Source organism: Blastococcus sp. SYSU DS0828, from assembly GCF_054050975.1.
The window spans coordinates 1-19,930 of sequence record NZ_JBJHAK010000013.1; the positions used below are offsets into that span (position 1 = coordinate 1).

Annotated in this window: 21 protein-coding genes; 14 read left to right on the forward strand and 7 right to left on the reverse strand. The window is 74.1% G+C overall.

Annotation, left to right across the window (positions count from 1 at the left end):
* Window positions 1-34: 34 nt before the first annotated feature.
* Entirely contained in the window at window positions 35-967 is a 933-nt protein-coding gene (locus ACI79Q_RS11955) for an RNA polymerase sigma factor SigF (protein WP_456590487.1), read from the reverse strand.
* Window positions 964-1,452: an ATP-binding protein gene (locus tag ACI79Q_RS11960; protein WP_456590486.1), complete on the reverse strand. Its 489-nt coding sequence runs from the start codon at window positions 1,450-1,452 to the stop codon at window positions 964-966. The genes ACI79Q_RS11955 and ACI79Q_RS11960 overlap by 4 nt, the downstream gene beginning before the upstream one ends.
* A 224-nt stretch (window positions 1,453-1,676) precedes the next feature.
* Between ACI79Q_RS11960 and ACI79Q_RS11965 the strand changes: the two genes are divergently transcribed.
* Complete coding sequence (locus ACI79Q_RS11965) at window positions 1,677-3,497, forward strand: ATP-binding SpoIIE family protein phosphatase (protein WP_456614746.1); 1,821 nt, start codon at window positions 1,677-1,679, stop codon at window positions 3,495-3,497.
* A 58-nt stretch (window positions 3,498-3,555) separates the two neighbouring features.
* Window positions 3,556-4,578 (forward strand): DNA topoisomerase IB, encoded by a 1,023-nt coding sequence (locus tag ACI79Q_RS11970; RefSeq protein ID WP_456590484.1) that lies wholly within the window; start codon window positions 3,556-3,558, stop codon window positions 4,576-4,578.
* A 55-nt stretch (window positions 4,579-4,633) separates the two neighbouring features.
* On the opposite strand, the gene ACI79Q_RS11975 is transcribed toward ACI79Q_RS11970, so the two are convergent.
* A complete protein-coding gene (locus ACI79Q_RS11975; RefSeq protein WP_091933845.1) occupies window positions 4,634-5,026 on the reverse strand; it encodes an STAS domain-containing protein in 393 nt (130 codons plus the stop codon).
* Between the two features lie 254 nt (window positions 5,027-5,280).
* Window positions 5,281-5,742, reverse strand: coding sequence for a hypothetical protein (locus ACI79Q_RS11980; protein ID WP_456613464.1), 462 nt, complete (start codon window positions 5,740-5,742; stop codon window positions 5,281-5,283).
* 179 nt (window positions 5,743-5,921) lie between these two features.
* Here ACI79Q_RS11980 and ACI79Q_RS11985 point away from each other — a divergent pair, with 179 nt between their 5' ends.
* The 4 genes from ACI79Q_RS11985 to ligD (ACI79Q_RS12000) all read left to right on the forward strand — a co-directional run bounded on the left by ACI79Q_RS11985 (window position 5,922) and on the right by ligD (ACI79Q_RS12000) (window position 9,563).
* Complete coding sequence (locus ACI79Q_RS11985) at window positions 5,922-6,497, forward strand: DUF1360 domain-containing protein (protein ID WP_456614747.1); 576 nt, start codon at window positions 5,922-5,924, stop codon at window positions 6,495-6,497.
* 136 nt (window positions 6,498-6,633) lie between these two features.
* Entirely contained in the window at window positions 6,634-7,638 is a 1,005-nt protein-coding gene (gene ku, locus ACI79Q_RS11990) for a non-homologous end joining protein Ku (RefSeq protein ID WP_456590481.1), read from the forward strand.
* A 4-nt stretch (window positions 7,639-7,642) separates the two neighbouring features.
* Window positions 7,643-8,608, forward strand: a complete 966-nt coding sequence (gene ligD / locus ACI79Q_RS11995; protein ID WP_456614748.1) for a non-homologous end-joining DNA ligase — start codon at window positions 7,643-7,645, stop codon at window positions 8,606-8,608.
* A gap of 25 nt (window positions 8,609-8,633) precedes the next feature.
* The gene (gene ligD / locus ACI79Q_RS12000; protein ID WP_456590479.1) at window positions 8,634-9,563 is read left to right on the forward strand and encodes a non-homologous end-joining DNA ligase; all 930 of its coding nucleotides are present in this window, start codon (window positions 8,634-8,636) and stop codon (window positions 9,561-9,563) included.
* 7 nt (window positions 9,564-9,570) lie between these two features.
* Here ligD (ACI79Q_RS12000) and ACI79Q_RS12005 read toward each other — a convergent pair whose 3' ends face one another.
* Window positions 9,571-10,179 carry a TetR/AcrR family transcriptional regulator gene (locus ACI79Q_RS12005; RefSeq protein ID WP_456600602.1) on the reverse strand — a complete coding sequence of 203 codons (609 nt, stop codon included), beginning with the start codon at window positions 10,177-10,179 and terminating at the stop codon, window positions 9,571-9,573.
* A gap of 43 nt (window positions 10,180-10,222) precedes the next feature.
* Here ACI79Q_RS12005 and ACI79Q_RS12010 point away from each other — a divergent pair, with 43 nt between their 5' ends.
* From ACI79Q_RS12010 to ACI79Q_RS12025, 4 genes are all read left to right on the forward strand, one after another.
* The gene (locus ACI79Q_RS12010; RefSeq protein WP_456614749.1) at window positions 10,223-11,848 is read left to right on the forward strand and encodes an MFS transporter; all 1,626 of its coding nucleotides are present in this window, start codon (window positions 10,223-10,225) and stop codon (window positions 11,846-11,848) included.
* A 4-nt stretch (window positions 11,849-11,852) separates the two neighbouring features.
* Window positions 11,853-12,734, forward strand: a complete 882-nt coding sequence (gene purU / locus ACI79Q_RS12015) for a formyltetrahydrofolate deformylase (RefSeq protein ID WP_456590476.1) — start codon at window positions 11,853-11,855, stop codon at window positions 12,732-12,734.
* A 176-nt stretch (window positions 12,735-12,910) separates the two neighbouring features.
* Window positions 12,911-13,402: a Fur family transcriptional regulator gene (locus tag ACI79Q_RS12020; protein ID WP_456598317.1), complete on the forward strand. Its 492-nt coding sequence runs from the start codon at window positions 12,911-12,913 to the stop codon at window positions 13,400-13,402.
* The gene (locus ACI79Q_RS12025; protein ID WP_456590474.1) at window positions 13,399-15,057 is read left to right on the forward strand and encodes a catalase; all 1,659 of its coding nucleotides are present in this window, start codon (window positions 13,399-13,401) and stop codon (window positions 15,055-15,057) included. The genes ACI79Q_RS12020 and ACI79Q_RS12025 overlap by 4 nt, the downstream gene beginning before the upstream one ends.
* Window positions 15,058-15,132: 75 nt before the next feature.
* On the opposite strand, the gene ACI79Q_RS12030 is transcribed toward ACI79Q_RS12025, so the two are convergent.
* Window positions 15,133-16,080, reverse strand: a complete 948-nt coding sequence (locus ACI79Q_RS12030) for a proteasome assembly chaperone family protein (protein WP_456614750.1) — start codon at window positions 16,078-16,080, stop codon at window positions 15,133-15,135.
* A gap of 113 nt (window positions 16,081-16,193) precedes the next feature.
* Window positions 16,194-17,555, reverse strand: coding sequence for an AI-2E family transporter (locus ACI79Q_RS12035; RefSeq protein WP_456590472.1), 1,362 nt, complete (start codon window positions 17,553-17,555; stop codon window positions 16,194-16,196).
* Between the two features lie 76 nt (window positions 17,556-17,631).
* On the opposite strand from ACI79Q_RS12035, the gene ACI79Q_RS12040 reads away from it, so the two are divergent.
* Genes ACI79Q_RS12040 through ACI79Q_RS12055 form a run of 4 tightly spaced genes read left to right on the forward strand, consistent with a single transcriptional unit; the run spans window position 17,632 to window position 19,724 of the window.
* On the forward strand, window positions 17,632-18,099 hold the full coding sequence (locus ACI79Q_RS12040) for a PPOX class F420-dependent oxidoreductase (RefSeq protein WP_456598419.1): 468 nt from the start codon (window positions 17,632-17,634) through the stop codon (window positions 18,097-18,099).
* A gap of 38 nt (window positions 18,100-18,137) precedes the next feature.
* Window positions 18,138-18,725, forward strand: coding sequence for a hypothetical protein (locus ACI79Q_RS12045; protein WP_456590470.1), 588 nt, complete (start codon window positions 18,138-18,140; stop codon window positions 18,723-18,725).
* A complete protein-coding gene (locus ACI79Q_RS12050) occupies window positions 18,722-19,240 on the forward strand; it encodes a hypothetical protein (RefSeq protein WP_456590469.1) in 519 nt (172 codons plus the stop codon). Before ACI79Q_RS12045 ends, ACI79Q_RS12050 begins: the two co-directional genes overlap by 4 nt.
* Window positions 19,241-19,283: 43 nt before the next feature.
* Window positions 19,284-19,724, forward strand: coding sequence for a hypothetical protein (locus ACI79Q_RS12055; protein ID WP_456590468.1), 441 nt, complete (start codon window positions 19,284-19,286; stop codon window positions 19,722-19,724).
* The last annotated feature ends 206 nt before the right edge of the window (window positions 19,725-19,930 follow it).

Genomic DNA, 19,930 nt, shown 5'->3' on the forward strand with positions numbered 1-19,930 from the left:
GCCCAGGACCCCGGGGTCCTGGGCCACCGGTCGTTCAGTCCTTGAGCAGGCCCTCGCGGAGCTTGGCCAGCGTCTGGCTGAGCAGCCGGGAGACGTGCATCTGGGAGATGCCGATGTCGGCGGCGATCTGCGACTGGGTCATGTTGCCGAAGAACCGCAGGATCAGGATCCGCCGCTCCCGGGCCGGGATGGTGGCCAGCAGCGGCTGCAGCGACTCGCGGTACTCCACGCCCTCGAGCGCCGCGTCCTCCTCGCCCAGCGTCGCCGCCAGGGTGGGGGAGTCGTCCTCACCGGAGAGCCGCTCGTCCAGCGAGCTGCTCCGGTACGCGTTGGCGACGGCGAGCCCCTCCAGCACCTCGGCGCGGGGGATGCCCAGATGCTCGGCCAGCTCGCTGGGGGTCGGGGCCCGGCCGTTCTTCTGCGCCAGCTCGCCGACGGCGGCGTTCAGCGACAGGTGCAGCTCCTGCAGCCGGCGCGGTACGCGCACCGACCAGCCCTGGTCGCGGAAGTGCCGCTTGATCTCGCCGGTGATCGTCGGGACGGCGAACGAGAGGAACTCCACGCCCCGTGTCGGGTCGAACCGGTCGATCGCGGCGATCAGCCCGAGCGTGCCGACCTGCAGCAGGTCGTCGAAGGGCTCGCCGCGGTTGCTGAACCGCCGGGCGAAGTGCCGCACCAGGGGCAGGTGCTCCTCGACGAGGATCTCGCGCAGCCGTTCCCGGCGGGGGTCGTCCTTGTCGAGGGTGGCCAGCTCGGCGAACAGCGGCGCCGTGCGCTCGGCCCGGCGCCGGTTCTCCGACAGCGGTGGCGCATCGGGCTCGGGGGCGGCCGGCGGGCCGGGGAGGCCGGGCGCGGGCTCGTCCGGGGTCTCGACCGGCTGCTCGGCCGAGGGGTCGACGGGCGTGCCTTCGGTGGCGTCCAGGGGTTCCTCCTCGATGGAGTCGGCGGCGGCGGCCGACCTGCTCACCGGGCCACCGAGAGGTTCTCGTCGCCCACGCCCGCCGGGTGCTGCCCCGGCAGGTACTTGGCGAGGGCGATCACGGCGACCGGCGAGTCGCTGCCGGTCCCGCCCGGGACCTCGCGCTCGGTGGAGCGCCGGCCCTCGACCGAGTCGACCAGGGCGGCGAGGACCGCCCACCCGAAGCCGTCGGTGGGGACCTCCGTGCCGTCCGCGGTGGGCACCCAGGCGTTGATGTGCAGGCCGGCCCGCGTGGTCTCGAAGACGACCGTCAGCGGCGCGTCCCCCTGGACGATCGTCGACAGGGTGGCGCAGGCCTCGTCGACCGCGAGACGGAGGTCCTCCACCGCGTCGAGGTCGTAGTCCATCCGCATCGCCAGGTCACCGGCCATGGCCCGGACCGCGGGCAGCTGGGTCGCGGTGGTGGGCACCCGCAGCTCCAGTCGCTCCGCACGCCGTCCGTCCTGCGCGAGGGGGGCCCTCGAATCGACCATCCGTCGTCCGCTCCTTCGTTCCCGGCGCACTCGACCTTCGAGCCGCGGTGGTGCCCCGTGCCGGTCGGCCCGGCCACCGGTGGCGGCGCGGACCGGCACCGATCGGTGCACAAGACTGCTGCCTACCCGACCGGCGCCGGCGCCCAAACGTGGCCTGGACCACGGCGTTCGCGTGCCGGGCACGCGGTTGCCGCCACCCGCAGCCTGTTGTTGGCTGGCCCGAGATGAGCACCGGTTCCGGCAGTCTGCCACCCACCGACGACGGCGCCCTGGACGAGGGCTCCGCCGTGCTGCTCGCTGCCATGGAGACGTCGCCCGACGCGCTGTTCTGCCTGGCGGCCGACGCCGCCCGACCGCTGTGGGCCAACGCCCGAGCCCGCGGCCTGGAGGCCCGGCGCGGCGGCCTGCCCGAGGTCTCCGGGCGCCCGCTGGCCGACCTCGTCGAGGCCGCTGCGCGCAGCGGGCACACCGAGACCCTCAGCGGCGCGCTCGGGCCGGAGGGGCCGATGGTGACGGCCACGGTGCGGCCCATGACGGTCGCCGGCGAGCCGGGTGCCTTCGTGGTGATCGAAGCGCTCGCGGCCGACGACGTGCACCGCGCGCAGCAGGCGCTGCTCCCGCCGTCGCTGCCGATGCTCCCCGACGTGGTCCTGTCCGGCAGCTACCACCGGGCCACCGAGCTCTCCGCGGCCGGTGGCGACTGGTACGACGCCGTGCCGCTGGGCAAGGGCCGCGTCGCCCTGGTGGTGGGCGACGCCGTGGGGCACGGGGTGGCCGCGGCCGGCGCGATGAGCCGGCTGCGCGGGGCGATGCGCTCCACGGTGCTCGGCGACCCGGAGCCGGCGGCCGTGCTCGCCGCTCTCGACGCGTTCGCCGCCCAGATGGACGACGTCGAGGGGGCGTCGGTGTTCTACGGCGTCCTCGATGTCGCCACCGGGCGGCTGGTCTACAGCGCGGCCGGTCACCCGGCCCCGCTGGTCGTGCACGCCGACGGGAGCAGCACGTTCCTCGAGGTGACCGCCCGGCCGCCGCTCGGCAGCCTCCCCGGGGCGCCGGCGCCGCTGCACGAGGCCCAGCTCGCCCAGGGCGCGACGCTGGTGCTCTTCTCCAACGGTGTGGTCGCGGGGCTGGACGAGCCACCCGCCGAGGCGCTCGAACGGCTCGGTGCGGCCGCGCGCGAGGCGCTGGACGATCCGGGGGCCCTCGGCGTCGATGCCGCGGCCGGGCTGGCCGGGGCGATCGCCGAGGGCGTGCGCCGGCCGCACGGCTGGCTGGACGACGTCGCCGTCCTGGTCGCCCACCGGCGGGCCACCGCGCACGAGGCCCTCCAGCTGGACCTGCTCGCCGTGCCCTCCGCGCTGCCCGGCGTGCGCCGGCGCCTCAACGCCTGGCTGACCGACCTGGGCATGGGCGAGCAGGACCGGGTGGGTGTCATGGTCGCCGTCGGTGAGGCGTGCGCGAACGCCGCCGAGCACGCCTACCGGGGTACCGAGCCCGGGCCCATGTCGGTGACCGCCCAGGTCGACGTGGACGGGGTGCTCACCGTGACCGTGCGGGACCAGGGCACCTGGCGCCCGCCGGACCGCGACCCGGGTGACCGTGGCCGCGGGCTGCTGATCATGCGCCAGCTCGTCGACGGCGTGACCCTGGCCGAGGACCACGGGACGACGGTCACGCTGAGCTTCCGGCTGCGGCGGACCCCGGACGAGGAGATCGACGCGCACCGCGTCGTCGACGGTGCGGACGTGGTGGTCGAGCGCGAGGGTCCGCGCCCGGTCGTGCGGGCCCGGGGGGCCGTCGACGCCGCGGCCGCGGAACAGCTGCGGATCCGGATGCTGGAGGCCAGTCACGGCGGCGCCACCCCGATGGAGCTCGACCTCTGCGACGTCGGCCTGTTCAGCAGCGCCGCCGTCCGCGTCGTCCTGGCCGTGGCCCGCATCGCCCGGGACGAGTCCTGGCGCCTCGTCGTCCAGGCCCCCGCGGGCGGCGTGACCCGGCACGTGCTGGAGATCAGCGGTCTGGACGGGCTGGTCGAGCTGCGCTGAGGCGTGACTCTCCGTCCCGGGGGGTTTGCGGAGTGCCTGCGGTGCCCATTCCCCGCCCGTGAGACTGCGGCGCAGCGACGTGCACGGGCCCGGCTACCGACGCCGCAGAGCCGGGCGCGGCTTCGCGTACTACGACACCGACGGCAGCCTCATCAAGGACGAGCGGCTGGACCGCATCCGGGCCCTCGCCGTCCCGCCGGCCTGGAGGGACGTCTGGATCTGCCCGTGGCCCAACGGGCACATCCAGGCCACCGGGGTGGACGCCGCCGGGCGGCGGCAGTACCGCTACCACGACGCCTGGCGTGCCCGGCGCGACGCGGAGAAGCACGAGCGGGTGCTGGAGATCGCGCGCCAGCTGCCCGATGTGCGCGACGCGGTGCGGGCCGGGCTGCGCACCCGCGGCCTCACCCGCGAGCGCGTCCTGGCCACCGCCATCCGGCTGCTGGACCTGGGCGCCTTCCGCGTGGGCAGCGAGCAGTACGAGGAGGAGAACGGCACGTTCGGCCTGGCGACCCTGAAACGGGCGCACGTGTCGGTGCGCGGCGAGCGGACCTTCTGCTCCTACCTCGCGAAGGGGGGCATCGAGCGGGAGGTGGAGATCACCGACCGGTCCACGGCGACCGTCGTCCGCCAGCTGCTCGAGCGCCCCGCCGACGCCGGTGAGGACCTGCTCGCCTACCAGACCGAGGACGGCACGTGGCGGGACGTGACGAGCGCGGAGATCAACGCCTACCTCAAGGAGATCAGCGGCGCGGAGATCTCGGCCAAGGACTTCCGCACGTGGACGGCGACGGTGCTGATGGCCGCCGCGCTCGCCGAGGTGCCCCCGCCGACGTCGAAGACGGCCCGCAAGAAGGTCGTCAGCGCCGCCTACAAGCGGGTCAGCGAGCAGCTGGGGAACACCCCCGCCGTCTGCAAGGCCAGCTACGTCGACCCGCGCGTCGTCGACCGGTTCGAGCACGGCGAGACGGTCGCCGAGGCCCTGCGCGACGCCGACGAGGTCCTGTCGTCGGGGGGTGTGGCCGACCGGGACACGCAGAAGGTGCTGGAGGAGGCCGTCTGCCGGCTGCTCTCGGCCTAGTGACGACGGAGGCCCCGCTCCGGTGTGGAGCGGGGCCTCCGGACGAGGTCCTTCTTTAGCGGGCGTCGGCGATGGTGAAGAGGTCGATCAGCCCGGTCACCTCGAGCGGCCGGGTGACGGCGCGGGTCGTGGCGATCAGCCGCAGGGCGACCTCACGGCTGCGGGCGGACTTCTGCGTCTCGACGAGCACGGCGAGACCGGCCGAGCCCAGGAACTGGACACCGGACAGGTCGATCACCAGCTCACGCGGCTGCTGCTCGAGCTGGCTGTCCAGGGTCGAGCGCAGCACGGGAGCGGTGAAGGTGTCCACCTCGCCGACGACCGTGACCGTGACAGCGCCGTCCTCGTCGGTGGAGGTCGAGAGCGTGATCACGTCGTCGAAGGGTGCCTCGGTGCCCTCGGTCGACACGTCGGGCTGCCCCTCGGCGGGCAGGTCGGAAGTGGTCACGGACAGTGGCTCCTCTCGGCGGAACCCGGACGACGGGCCGCCCGGACAATCTACCGCTGCACATCTCCGGGGGCCCGGGCCCCCGGCTCGCGGTGGTCGAATGTGTTGCGTGCCGGACCACCGGCCCAGCACGTCGCGGCTACCTGCTGAACCGCTGACTCAACGTAGACAACCTGCCGCGCGCGCGCCAACCCACCCCCCGGACGGCACCCGAAGGGGCGCCGAGGGGTGGGTCGCTGGTGTGCGGGGGAGCGTCAGCCGTCGGTGACGTGGACGGCGGACTCCTCGGGGCCCTCGCCGCCCACGGGCTGGTCCGCGGTGGCCTCGACGTCGTCTGCGGTGCGGTTGGTGCCGGAGTCGCTCTCGGGCGTGGTCGAGGTGTCCTGCTCCAGCTGCGCGTCGGCCCGCTGCGGGTCCTCGGCGGGGCGGACGTCGGCCGCGTCGTCGGGGAGCTCCCGATCCAGCCGGCCGGCGAGGGACTCGCCCTGGGACTGCTCGAAGGCGGTGGTGCCGAAGTCGACCGTGGCGGTCGCGCTCTCGTTCGGCATCGGCTGGAACTGCGGGTCCTCCTTCCACGCCTGGGTGGGGGAGTCGTCCTGCGCGACGTCCGGGATGCCGTCGTCCGAGGGGAAGATGTCCCGGGCCGTCTGCCCCTCGGTCTGGGTGGTGCCGTCGTACGTACCGGGGTCGGTGCCGTCGTTGGCGGGGTTGGTCATCGGGCCTCCGTTCGTCGGCGGGCGTGCCCGCGCTCTCGCCCCCGGAGGGGCCGTGGGCCGGTCGGGGGACCGGCGTCGTTCCACCGCCCTACCCGGGGGCCGTGCGGCCATGCGCCGGTGTGCGTCGCGGCACTGCCGCCCGTCGGCATGGGAGCGCGCCCGCGGGGTAGCGGGGGACCATGGCGATCGCAGACGAGGTCCAGCGGGTCGGGGCGCCGCTCCGCCGGTGGGTGCGCACCCAGAAGCGCGAGTACACCAACGGGGAACCCAGGCCGCTGGGCGGTGACCTGGGCGCCATGGGCGTGTACGCGGGCGTGGTGGCCGGTGGCGCCGTGGCGGTGCGGGCCGCGGGCAAGCAGCTGCCCGAGCGGATCCCGCTCGGTGACGCCGTCCTGCTCACCATCGCCACCTTCCGGCTGGCCCGCCGCATCGCCAAGGACCCGGTGACCAGTCCGCTCCGCGCGCCGTTCGTGCGCTTCGAGGGCGCCTCGGGGCACGCCGAGGTGGCCGAGGAGGTGCGGGAGCACGGCGGCGTGAAGCACGCCGTCGGTGAGCTGCTCACCTGCCCCTTCTGCCTGGCCCAGTGGGTGGGCACGGCGTTCGTCTTCGGGTACGTGACCGCACCCCGGGCCACCCGGCTGGCCGCGCTGACGATGACGACGGTCGCGGGCTCCGACGTCCTGCAGTTCGTGTACGACTCGATCCAGAACGGTGCCCTGGCCCCGGCCGACGAGGGGGCGGACGAGCAGGGCTGAGGAGCCGGCGGTCCTCCGTCGGGGGGAGCGGCCGCGTCGTTCGCCCTGCCGCGGAGGGCGCTCCGGACCTATCCTGCGATCTTGACCCGGCTCCGGGTCGGGGACGCCCGGCGGAACGGGTGCGAGGGAGGGCGGCATGCGATCGATCTGGCGAGGCGCCGTGTCGTTCGGCCTGGTCAGCATCGGCGTGAAGCTGTACTCGGCCACCGAGGACAAGGACATCCGCTTCCACCAGGTGCACGCGGCCGACGGTGGCCGGGTGAAGTACCGGCGGGTGTGCTCGATCGACGGCGAGGAGCTCGAGTACTCCGACATCGCCAAGGGCTACGAGCTGCCCAGCGGGGAGGTGGTCATCCTCACCGACGAGGACTTCGAGGGGCTGCCGCTCACCACCCGCCGGGAGATCGAGGTGCTGGAGTTCGTCGACCAGTCCGAGATCGACCCGATCATGTTCGAGAAGACGTACTACCTCGAGCCCGACGGTCCCGCGGCGCGTCCCTACGTGCTGCTGCGCGACGCGCTGGAGAACGCCGGCCAGGTGGCGATCACCAAGATCGCGTTGCGGCAGCGGGAGTCGCTGGCGGCGCTGCGGGTGCGCGACGGCGTCCTCGTGCTGCACACCATGCGGTGGCCCGACGAGATCCGCACGCCCGACTTCGCCTTCCTCGACGAGGACATCTCGGTGCGGCCGCAGGAGCTGAAGATGGCCGAGGCCCTCATCGGCTCGATGACCACGGACTTCGACCCGGGTGAGTTCACCGACGACTACCGCGAGGCGATGACCGCCCTGCTGGAGGCGAAGCAGACCGGAGGCGAGGTGGCCCAGCCGGTGGAGACCCCCGACGACGGGGCCGCCGTCGTCGACCTGATGAGCGCGCTCCGGCGCAGCGTCGAGCGCGCCCGGGGCGGCGCGACCGCGGACGAGGAGCCCACGGCGCCGCCGGCGAAGAAGCCGGCGTCGGCGCGGAAGGCCGCGCCCCGCAAGGCCGCCGCCGACAAGGCCGACGCGAAGGCTCCGGCGAAGAAGGCCGCCGCGAAGAAGGCCGCGCCGAAGAAGGCGGCCGGCCCGGCGGAGAAGACGACCGCCCGGGCCGCCGGCGACGACAAGCCGCCGGCCAAGCGGGCCCGCCGCAGCGCCTGAGGTGGTGGCTCCCGAGCCGGCCGACCTCCCGCTGCCGATGCTGGCCGTCCCCGGCGACCTGCCCGCCGACGACGGCGGGTGGGGCTACGAGTTCAAGTGGGACGGCGTGCGTGCCCTGGCCGCGGTGCGGGACGGGCGGCTGACGCTGGCCTCGCGCAAGGGCACGGAGATCACCGTCCGGTATCCGGAGGTCGCCCGGCTGCCCGGCACGCTCACCGGTCGGGACGCCGTCGTCGACGGGGAGATCGTGCTGATGGACGGGCAGGGCCGCCCCGACTTCGGTGCGCTGCAGAACCGGATGCACCGCACCGGTCCCGAGGTGCCGCGGATGGCGGCCGCCGCTCCGGTCAGCTACCTCGTCTTCGACCTGCTGGAGCTCGACGGGCGGGACCTCCGCGGACGCCCGTACGCCGAGCGCCGCTCGCTCCTCGACGAGCTCGACCCGGCCGGGCGCCGTTGGGTGCTCACGCCGTGGTTCCCGGGCCGCGGCGCCGACGTGCAGGCCGCCAGCGAGGAGAACGGGCTGGAGGGGATCGTGGCCAAGCGGCTGGACTCCCCGTACCGCGACGGCGTCCGCAGCCCCGACTGGCGCAAGGTCAAGAACTTCTCCACCCAGTCCGCCGTCGTCGGCGGGTGGCGGCCGGGCCAGGGACGGCGCGCCGGCACCATCGGTTCGCTGCTGGTCGGCGTCCCCGACGACGAGGGGCGGTTGGTCTACGTCGGGCACGTGGGCACCGGGTTCACCGACCAGGGGCTGCGCGACCTGCAGCGGCTGCTCACCCCGCGCCGCACCTCGCCCTTCGCCGGCGCACTGCCGCGCGAGGTCACCCGGGACGCGCGCTGGGTGGAGCCCGACCTCGTCGGCGAGGTCGCCTACGCGGTGTGGACGGCGGACGGGCGGCTCCGGCACCCGGTCTGGCGCGGGGTCCGCGACGACCTGGAGCCCGACGACGTGGTGCGGGAGTCGTGAACGGCCGGCGCCGCGGTAGCGGACCGTGAGCCCCGCCAGGCAGCGGGTGGAGATCGCCGGGCGGCAACTGGCGGTCTCCAACCTGGACAAGGTTCTCTTCCCCGAGGTGGGTTTCACCAAGGCCCAGGTCATCGACTACTACGTGCGGATCGCCCCGGTGCTGCTGCCGCACGTGGCCGGCCGGCCCGTGACCTTCACCCGGTGGCCCGACGGGGTCGAGGGCCCGGCGTTCTTCGAGAAGAACAGCGCGCGGCACGCCCCGGAGTGGGTGCGCCGGGTGACCCTGCCGAGCCCGGGCAGCTCGCGCGGCCGCGAGACGCTGGACATGGTGCTGCTGGCCGACGTCCCCGATCTGGCGTGGGCGGCGAACCTGGCCGCCCTGGAGGTGCACGTCCCGCAGTGGCGGGTGGACGACGACGGGGTGGCGCAGCTGCCCGACCTGCTGGTGCTCGACCTCGACCCGGGCCCGGAGACCGGCATCGCCGAGTGCTGCGAGGTGGCCGAGCGGCTCGGCGTGCGGCTGGAGGCCGACGGCCTGGACCCGGTGGTGAAGACGTCGGGCTCCAAGGGCATGCAGGTGTACGCGCCGATCGAGGTCACCGACCGCGAGCAGCCCAGCCGCTATGCGAAGAAGTTGGCACAGGAGCTGTCGGCCGAGACCCCCGACGACGTCGTCTGGCGGATGGAGAAGGCGCTGCGGCCGGGCAAGGTGCTCGTCGACTGGAGCCAGAACAACCCGGCCAAGACCACCGTCGCCCCGTACTCGCTGCGGGCGCGGGCGGGGGCGACGGTCTCCACGCCGATCGGCTGGGACGAGGTCGACGCGGTCCGCGACGGCTCCCTGGATCCCGCGGCCCTGCGGTTCACCACGGAGCAGGTGCTGGCCCGCGTCGAGGAGTACGGCGACCTCTTCGACGTCGCCGGCGCCCGGCGCGCCCCGCTGCCGGAGGTCTGACCTCGGCCTACTCCCCGGAAGAGGAGCGGCCGGCCGGTGCCGCGGTCCGGTCGATCCACGTGCGCACTGCGGCGCGCGCGTCCTCGACCGAGTAGCGGTGCGGCCAGGTGACCAGCTGGAAGGCCAGCCCCTCGCTGAGCGCCTGGAGCTCCCTGACCGCCGCCTCCCGATGCGGATCGGGCGCGTCGGGGAGCACCAGGCGGACGACGAGGGCGTGCAGGCGGCGCAGGTCGTCGTCGACGGTGTCGGCCACGGCGCGGAAGGACGGGGACACGCGGGCGCGGGCCAGGAAGGCGTAGTAGACCGCGGCCTCCTGTCGGGTCTCCTCCGTCAACGGCATGGCCGCGGTGAGGAGCTGCTCGGCCACCTCTCGAGGCGACCCCTGCGGATCCAGGCGTGCGACGCGCGCGGCCGTGCGCTCCACCACGAGCCGCATCGCGAACAGGTGCAGCGCCTCCTGGCCGTCGAAGAAGGGCGTCACCGCGCCGAGCGACAGCCCTGCCTCCGCGGCCACGCTGCGCACGGTGGCCGCGGCCAGGCCGTCGCGGGCGACGACGCGCCAGAGCGCCTCGGCGATGGTCCGCCGGCGCTCGTCGGGATCCACGGACCGGGGCATGCGCCGATGTTAGTGGAACAGATGTTCCGCTACGCTGCCGGGCATGGCGGACCGCGACCGGAGCCCTGCCGCACGCCGTGAGGCGGGCGCGCTGGCGGCCGCCGCACTGACCCGCGGGCCCGCCGAACTGCTCGACTTCCTCCTGCCGCTGTGGGCGGGCGCCGCCCTCGGGGCCGCCCCGGTGGAGGTCGGCCTGCTCGTGGCGACCGAGCTGGCCGTCTCCGTGGTCGCCAGGCCGCTGGCCGGCGTGCTCGCGGATGCGCGGGAGCGTCGGACCGTCGCCGCCGTCGGCGCGCTGCTGTACGCGCTCTCCACCGCCGGGTACGCGTTCGCCGGCGCGCTTCCCCTCGCGTTCCTGGCCGCGGTGGTCGGCGGAGTGGGAGGTGCGCTGCTGTGGGTGCCGCTGCGCGCCATCGTGGGTGAGCGGCTGGCGGTGGACCCCGCCGTCTTCGCGCGGCTGCTCTCCTGGCAGGAGACCGGCGTCTGGGTGGCCTTCGTGGCCGGGTTGTCGCTGCTGCCGGCGCTGGGCTACCGGGGGCTGTTCCTCGGTTGCGCCGCGGCCTGCCTGGTGGGTGCCGGCTTCCTGTACTCCGCGCCGATCCGGCCGGGCCCGGTGGCCGGTGCCGGGCCGCCTGCCGCCCTGCGGCGCACCGGCCGGAGACTGCGCCCGCTGCTGCTCACCGTCGCGGCCACCATGGCCGCGGAGTCCGCCGTCGGCATCCTGCTGCTCCTGCACCTGCAGCGCGGGCACGGCCTGGAGCCGGTGGAGATCGCGCTGGTCTACCTCCCGGGCGCCGTCGTCATGGGCCTGCTGCCCGGGCCGCTGCACCGCCTCGCCGTGGCGTTCGGCCGCCGCCGGGTGCTGGCGCTGGGATCGGTGGCCAGCGCGCTCTTCGCGGTCGGGTTGTCCTTCGCACCCACCCCGGGCGTGCTGGCGGCGGCGTGGGTCCTGAGCGCGGCGGCCTGGGCGGCGGTCATCCCCGTGCAGCAGGCGGTCGTCGCCGAGGCCGCGGGCGCCGGCATCGGCCGCGGCATGGGCCTGTACGAGGCGGCCGCGCTGGTGGGTGCCGCCGTGGGTGCGGTGCTGGCCGGCGCGCTCTACCAGGGCGGGTCGTGGACGACGGCCTGCCTGGTCCTCGCGCTGCCCAGCCTGGCCGGCGCGGTGCTCGGGCCGTGGGCGGTGGGCCGGCTGGGGGTGCGGGACCGGCCCGTCGCCACCCCGCCGGAGGTGGCGGCGGCTCCCGTGCCCGCCGGCGCACCCGCCGTCCCGGATGCAGCCGCCACCGCACCGGCGGCCGCCGTCGGGGACACCGCCGGGTCCGACGGCCGGACGGCGGGCCGTCGCACGGGCAGTGCGAGCTCCCGCGACCCGCGCCGGCAGCTGTCGCTCCTGGCTGCCCACGCGGTGTTGTTCGTCCTCGTCCAGGTGCTGCTGGCGCTCGTCGACCTCTCCTGGGTGGTCGACGTGGCCTCCGCCGAGCAGGGGTGGGACGCCCTTCTGGGCGGCGCTCGGCCCGGGCTTGAGGGCCTGCCCGGCTTCGTCCACGGGGTGGGCCGGATCTGGGTGATCGTGTTCGCCGTCGACGTCGTCTGGACGGCGTGCACCGTGCTCGCGGCCCTCCGCCGGGGCGGCCCCGACCGCGCCTCGCGCGGGTCTGGGACGATCTAGCACCGTGTCTGCTGCCCGCCCGCTCGACGACCGCACCGCCGACCTGGGACGACTGGTCGTCCGCTGCCCCGACCGGCCGGGGATCGTGGCGGCGATCAGCGGCCTGATGGCCGATGTCGGCGCGAACATCACCGACTCCCAGCAGCACTCCTCCGACCCGAGCGGTGGCACCTTCACCCTGCGCCTGGAGTTCGTGCTGGCCGACCTGGCCGCCCGGCGGGCGGAGCTGGAGCAGCGGCTGGCCGAGCTGACCCGCACGTGGCAGCTCACCTGGCGGCTGGTGGAGGCCGCGCACCGCCCGACCGTCGCGGTCTTCGTCAGCCGCACCGACCACGTGCTGCAGGAGCTCATCTACCGGGTGCGCGCCGGTGACCTGCGGGCCGACATCACCACTGTCATCAGCAACCACCCGGACCTGGAGCCGGTGGCCGCCGCGGCCGGCATCCCGTTCCACCACGTGCCGGTCACCCCGGGCACGAAGGCCGAGGCCGAGGCGCGGGCGCTGGAGATCGTGGGCGACGTCGACCTGGTGGTGCTGGCCCGGTACATGCAGATCGTCTCGCCGGAGTTCTGCGCCCGGTTCCCCGAGCGGCTGATCAACATCCACCACAGCTTCCTGCCGGCCTTCGTGGGCGCGAACCCGTACCAGGCCGCCCACGACCGCGGGGTGAAGCTCATCGGTGCCACCGCGCACTACGTGACCGCGGAGCTGGACGCCGGGCCGATCATCGAGCAGGAGGTCGCCCGCGTCGACCACCGCGCCACGGTGGAGGACATGCGCCGGGTGGGCCGCTACGTCGAGCGGCAGGTGCTCGCGCAGGCGGTGACCTGGCACGTGGAGGACCGCGTCATCGTCGAGGGCGACCGCACCATCGTCTTCGCCTGACCCGCAGGACGATCAGGTCACCTGATCGTTCGGGGTCCTGGCTCAGTGCTGGAAGTGAGCCAGGACCCCTGATGATCAGGTGACCTGATCATCAGGGCCCCCGCAGGGGGACACGTCCGCGATCGTTCACCCGCTTGTCTTGACTCGTTCAAGAAAAGCGCGTTGGATGGTTCTCGATGGAGACGACCTGGGCGCACGAGCTGCGGGAGGCCGGGCTGCGCGTGACGCGGCCCCGCCTGTCGGTGCTGAGCGTGCTGGCCGATCATCCCCACGCCGACGCCGACACGATCGTGACCGGCGCGCGGCAGCTGCACCCCTCGCTGTCCCCCCAGGCCGTGTACGGCGTGCTGAAGGCCCTCGTCTCCACCGGCATCGCCCGCCGGATCGAGCCCGCCGGGGCGCCCGCGCTGTTCGAGCTGCGGGTGGGGGACAACCACCACCACCTGGTCTGCCGCTCGTGCGGCGCGGTCGCCGACGTGGACTGCGTCGTGGGTGCGGCCCCCTGTCTGAGCCCGTCGGACACCGCCGGCTTCGTCGTGGACGAGGCCGAGGTCGTGTTCTGGGGGCTCTGCGCCACCTGTCGGAGCCGTGACCGGGAGGTCGCGGCAGGCACCGACTCCATGCAGGTCGAACACCAGCACCACATCCGAGGAGGAGCAGGAGCATGACCGACGTCGCATCGCAGGGCACGGCGCCCAGCCAGGCCGGCAAGCCGGTCCTGACCAACCGTCAGGGCCACCCGGTCTACGACAACCAGAACCAGCGCACCGTGGGCGCCCGTGGCCCCGCGACCCTGGAGAACTACCAGTTCCTCGAGAAGATCAGCCACTTCGACCGGGAGCGCATCCCGGAGCGCGTGGTGCACGCCCGCGGCGTGACCGCCTACGGCTACTTCGAGGCCGACGGCACCGTCGGTGACGAACCGGTCAGCAAGTACACCCGCGCCAAGCTGTTCCAGGAGAAGGGCAAGCGCACCGACGTCGCGCTGCGCTTCTCCACCGTCGCCGGTGGCCGGGACTCCTCGGAGATGGCGCGCGACCCGCGCGGCTTCGCCGTGAAGTTCTACACCGAGGACGGCAACTGGGACCTCGTCGGCAACAACCTGGGTGTCTTCTTCATCCGGGACGCCATCAAGTTCCCCGACTTCATCCACTCGCAGAAGCCCGACCCGGTCACCTTCGAGGCCAGCGTCGCCGAGCGGGCCTTCGACTTCTTCAGCCAGACCCCCGAGGCCATGCACATGGTCTCGCTGGTCTTCAGCCCCCGCGGCCTGCCGGCCAGCTACCGGCACATGCAGGGCTTCGGCGTGAACACCTACAAGTGGGTCAACGCCCAGGGCGAGACCGTGCTGGTCAAGTACCACTGGCTGCCCAAGCAGGGCGTGAAGTCCTACACCGCCGAGGACGGCGCCAAGATCCAGGCGCAGACCCTGGGTGCCCACACCAAGGACCTCTACGACTCGATCGCCGCCGGCGACTTCCCGTCGTGGGACCTGCACGTGCAGATCATGAGCGACGACGAGCACCCCGAGCTCGACTTCGACCCGCTCGACGACACCAAGGTGTGGCCGGAGGAGGTCTTCCCGCTCCGCAAGGTCGGGACGATGACCCTCAACCGGATGCCGGAGGACTTCTTCTCCGAGAACGAGCAGATCGCCTTCGGTACCGGCGTCCTGGTCGACGGGCTGGACTTCTCCGACGACAAGATGCTGGTCGGCCGGACGTTCTCCTACTCGGACACCCAGCGCTATCGGGTGGGTCCGAACTACCTGCAGCTGCCGGTGAACCGGCCCAAGGTCGAGGTCCGGACCAACCAGCAGGGCGGCCCGATGTCCTACGGCCGCGACATCGTGGGCGACAACCCGCACGTCAACTACGAGCCGTCGATCACCGGCGGCCTGCGTGAGGACACCTACCCCACGCACGACGAGCAGGGCCCGGTCATCACCGGCCGGCTCACCCGCAAGCGGATCCCGCGCACCAACGACTACAAGCAGGCCGGTGAGCGCTACCAGCTCTCCGAGCAGTGGGAGAAGGACGACCTGGTCACCAACCTGGTCGGCGCCCTGCAGCAGTGCCGCCGCGAGATCCAGGAGCGGATGGTCTGGCACTTCTTCATGTGCGACGACGAGTGGGGCCAGCGGGTCGGCGAGGCCCTCGGCATCTCCGCCGACGACGTCCGGGGCCTGGAGCCGCTGCAGACGCAGACCCTGTCCGAGGAGGAGCTGCAGCGCGCGGCCAACCTCGGCAAGAACGGTCCGCGGGACGTGACCGGTCACGTCATGACGCACTGCGTGCCGAACGAGCGCGTGGTCGTCGCCTGACAGGCACCACAGCACCATCGCGGCCCGTCGGCCTTCTGCCGTGCCGAGTCGTCCTGGGACGACGGGGCGTACCGCTCAGTCGCGCTTGCGGTCCTGGTCGGCGAGGAACCGCTCGAACTCGGCGCCGAGCTCCTCGGCGCTGGGCACCTCGCCGGCGCCGCCCAGCAGGTCGGTGCCCTCGCGGGCGGCGGTGAACGAGTCGTACTGCTGCTCCAGGGCGGCGACGACGGCCACGTTGTCCGCCGAGCGGGCGATCTGCGCGTCGACCTCCGAGCGGTGGAGCTCGGCCGCCTCGCGCAGCGACTCGGTGGGCAGGCGCAGCCCGGTGAGCTGCTCCAGGTGCTCGAGCAGCGTGAGCGAGGCGGCGGGGTAAGTGGCCTGCGCGAGGTAGTGGGGGACGTGCGCGGCCACGCCGAAGGCGTCGACCCCGGCCTCGCCCATGCGCAGCTCCAGCAGGGCCGAGACGCTGCCGGGGATGCGCATCTCGCCCCAGTACACCGGATAGGACTCGATGAGCTGCCGTCGTGTGGCGTGGGCGGTGACGGTGACCGGCCGCGTGTGCGGCACCGGCATCGGGATCGCCTGGAGCGCGGCGACGGAGGTGATGCCGAGCCGCTCGACGAGCATGCCGACCGCGGCCACGAACCGTTCCCAGGCGTAGTCGGGCTCGGCGCCGTGGAGGAGCAGGAACGTCTCGCCGGCGTCGTCCTCGACGGCGTAGAGCGCGATCTCCGGGGCGGTGAAGCCCTCGTACCGGTCGGCGTTGAAGGTCATGCGGGGACGTCGGGCCCGGTAGTCGATCAGGCTGTCGGCGTCGAAGCGGGCGATGACCTCGTGCGGCAGCCCGGCCAGCAGATGGGCGCCGGCGAGCGTGCCCGCCGACGCGGCATCGAAGTCTCCGGCGAGGTCGTGCACCAGCACGAGGCCCCGGCGCTCGGCCGGGTCGTCGACGGTCGCCTCGCGGGTGAGGAACGGCTCCGCCGCCGGGAGCAGTTCGACCAGGTCCTCCGGTCGCTGGGCCACGGGGGCACCTCCTGTCGGGTCGTCCGGCGCGAGGCCGGGTCGCGCTGGCCGCTACAGCCGCGCGACGGCCCGCCGCATTCCCGGCGGGCCGTCGCCACCACCCGTCCGGGCGCTCAGCGGGTGGCCGCGTCCTCCTCGCTGGCCTCCGTACTGGTCGCGCCCGTGCCGCGCGGCTGCGTGGCGCTGGGCTCCTGCCCGCCGTCATGACCGGGCGGGTCGGCCTGCTCCCGGGACAGGCGGGCACCGGCCGGGTCGTCGACGATCTGCGCGCGCGTGCCGTCGGGGAGGACCTCGGGGGACTTCCCGTCGAGCTGGTCCCGCGCGTACCGGTAGCAGACGGCGATCAGCGCGGTCACCGGGACGGCGAGGAAGGCGCCGATGATGCCGGCCAGGCTGGCGCCCGCGGTGACGGCCAGGATCACCACGGCGGCGTGCAGGTTGAGCCCGCGGCCCTGCAGGATCGGCTGCAGGACGTTGCCCTCGATCTGCTGCACGAGGATCACGATGCCCAGCACGATCAGCGCCGTGGTGAAGCCCTGGTCGACCAGCGCGATCAGCACCGCGAAACCGCCGGCGACGAACGCACCGATGATGGGGACGAACGCGCCGAAGAAGGTCAGCACCGCCAGCGGCAGCACCAGCGGGACGTCGAGGATCCACAGGCCCAGGCCGATGAACAACGCGTCGGCGAACCCGACGATGGCCTGCTGGCGGATGAACTCCGAGAGCGTCGACCACGTCTTGTAGGAGAGCGCGGCCACGTGCGGGGCGGCCGGCTGGCCCGTCTGCGCGGCGAGCCACGGCACCCAGCGGGGGCCGTCCTTGAGGAAGAAGAAGGTCAGCACGAGCGCCAGCACCAGGTTGATCAGCAGGCCGCCGATCGCGGTGGCGCCGGTCACGGCGTAGCCGGCGATGTTCTGGGCGTTGCCCTGGATCGTGTTGATCGCCTGGTCGACGGCGCTGCCGATCTGCTCCTCGCCTAGGTTGAACGGCGGCCCGGTCAGCCAGTCCTGCAGCTGCTCCAGGCCGACGCTGACGCCTTCGGCGAGCTCCTCGACCTGGCCCACGACGGGAGGGGCGATGAGCGCGATGATCCCGCCGAAGGCGGCGAAGAAGGTGAGCAGGACGGTGATCGCGGCCGGCGCGGCCGGCCAGCCGTGGTTGCGCAGGAACCGGGTCGGCGGCCACAGCACGGTGGTGAACAGCAGGCCCAGGACGACCGGCAGCAGGATGACCCAGAGCTTGCCCAGGACGTAGCCGAGCACGATCACCCCGCCGACGATGAGCAGCAGCTCGCCCGAGGCGATGGCCAGCCGTCGGCTCGCCCGCTGGAGGCGCTCGCCCCGCTCGGTGGTCGGCACCGGCGCGTGCGTGGCCGGCACGACCCCGGCGGAGGGGGTGGGCTCGTCCGGCTCGACGTCGTCGGCCGTCTCGTCCGGTGGCGGCTCGGTGCGACCGGGCAAGCGGATCCTCATGCTGCGATCTCAACACAGATGCACGCACCTGACCGGGCGGGAAACGATCATCACACCCGCGTCGTAGCGTGCAGGCATGCCGAAGATCGCGACCACCGACCGGGTCGACCGGGCGTCCCTCGTGGAGTTCCTCCGCCCCCGGCACCGTGCGGTGCTGCTTACCCGACGGCGGGAGGGTGGGGTCCAGCTCTCGCCGGTCACCTGCGGGGTCGACGCCGAGGGCCGCGTCGTCGTGTCCACGTACCCACAGCGGGCCAAGGTCGCCAACGCGCGACGCGACCCGTCGGTCTCCCTGTGCGTCCTCTCCGACGAGTGGGACGGCCCCTGGGTGCAGCTGGACGGCGAGGCCGAGGTGCTCCAGCTGCCCGAGGCGCTGGAGCCGCTGGTCGACTACTACCGGTCGATCAGCGGGGAGCACCCCGACTGGGCGGAGTACCGCGCGGCCATGGCGCGGCAGGGCAAGGCGCTGCTGCGCATCACCGTCACCGGCTGGGGGCCGATCGCCACCGGGGGGTTCCCGGCCGATGTGGCCGACAAGCTCTGATCCTTGCTTCATCCAGAGAAAGGTGTAAGGCTTTCGCGGTGCCGTACGTGCTGACCATCGACCAACGGGCCAGCCGGCGGGGGCCCGACCGGGTCGGCGACGTCCTGGCGCAGCTCAACGCCGACGTCCCCACCGTCCTGGCCTTCGAACGGACGGCGGGGGACGAGTTCCAGGGCGTCCTCGGCGAGCCCGACGCCGCCGTCGACGTCGCCCTGCGCCTCGTCCGGCTGGGCGGCTGGAGCATCGGCATCGGTGCGGGGGCGGTCCAGGAGCCGCTGCCGGCCAGCACCCGGGCCGCTGCCGGGCCGGCCTTCCTCTGCGCCCGCCGGGCCGTCGACGCGGCCAAGCAGCGGCCGGTGCGGCTGGCCGTGCGCGGGGCGGTCCCGGCCGACGCCGGCGACGCACAGGCGGTGCTCGGTGCGCTGGCGGTGCTGGTGGGCCGGCGTAGCGAGCAGGCGTGGGAGGCGATCGAGCTGGTCGAGGCCGGACGGACCCAGGCCGAGGCGGCCGCAGCCCTCGGCGTCTCGCGGCAGGCGGTGGGCCAGCGCCTGGCTGCCGCCTCGTGGGAGCTGGAGCGCGAGCTGCGGCCGACGGCCGCCCGGCTCCTGGCGAGGGCGGCCGGATGACCACCGCGGTCCTGCTGCTCCTCGGGCTGGCCGGGTTGGCCGGCCTGGTCCTGTCCTTCCGCGGCGAGCGGACGCCCGGCGCCGCCGGCGCGATCGCCCTGGTGGTAGCGCTGGCTGTCGCCGCCGCCTTCGCCTGGCCGGCCGAGAGCAGCGGTGGCCCGGCGCAGGCCGGCGCCCTGCTCGCCGCGTTGGCGGCGGTCACCGGTGGGGGACCGGTGGCGACGGCGGTGCTGCACGCCGCCGACCCGGCCGCCGCCGGGGTGTCCGGGGGCCCGCAGGATCCCGACATCCTCCGCGGCGGGGCATGGATCGGCGTCCTCGAGCGGGGGGCGATCGCGAGCACGCTGCTGGTCGGCTGGCCCGAGGGGCTCGCCGTCGTCCTCGCGATCAAGGGGCTGGGGCGGTTCTCCGAACTGCGCGCGCCGGCGGCCGCCGAGCGGTTCATCGTGGGCACCCTGGCGAGCGGGCTGTGGGCCGCCGGCTGCGTGGGGGTCGCGGTCCTGCTCCGCGGCTGAGCGCACCCCGTCGTCCCCCCGGGGTGACGGGAACGGAGGCTCCGTGCCGATCGTCGGACCGCACGTGACGAGTGCGGCCCGCGGGCGCGTCGACCGGCTGCTGGCCGTCCTGGCGGTCACGCTCGCGCTCGGTGGCTGCGGAGGCGAGGTCGTCCGGGCCGGGGGAGCGACCGTTCTCGTCGCCGAGCGCGCAGAGGCGGGCATGGACGCGCTCGGCGGCGGCCGGCTGGAGGTCGTCGGCGGCTGCCTCGGGGCGAGCGGCTACGTCATCGTGTGGCCGCACGGCACCGAGGTCGTCGAGGACGATCCCCTGACCGTCAGCATCCCGGGCCACGGCACCGCCGCGCTCGGCGACCAGGTCGAGGTGAGCGGCGGTTTCGTGCTCGAGCACTCGTCCGGAACGGTCGAACCGGGCCCGCACGAGGTCGCCGGTGTCACGGTCCCCGCGGAGTGCGCGGAGCACGACGTCTTCCTCGCCCACTGAGCGGCCCGCTGCTGCGTGCAGCGCCCGCCCAGCGGGGGAGCGGCGGGACGGCGAGGATGGCGGTCGGCCACCGTCGGCCACCGTCGGCCGGTGCGACCCGGCGCCGGCCTCCGGCGGGTGAGGACGCCGGCCACCCACGGCCGGGAGCTGGACGGAGGAACACCACATGTGCCACGACCACGACAGCCGTCCGCCCGCCCCGCCGC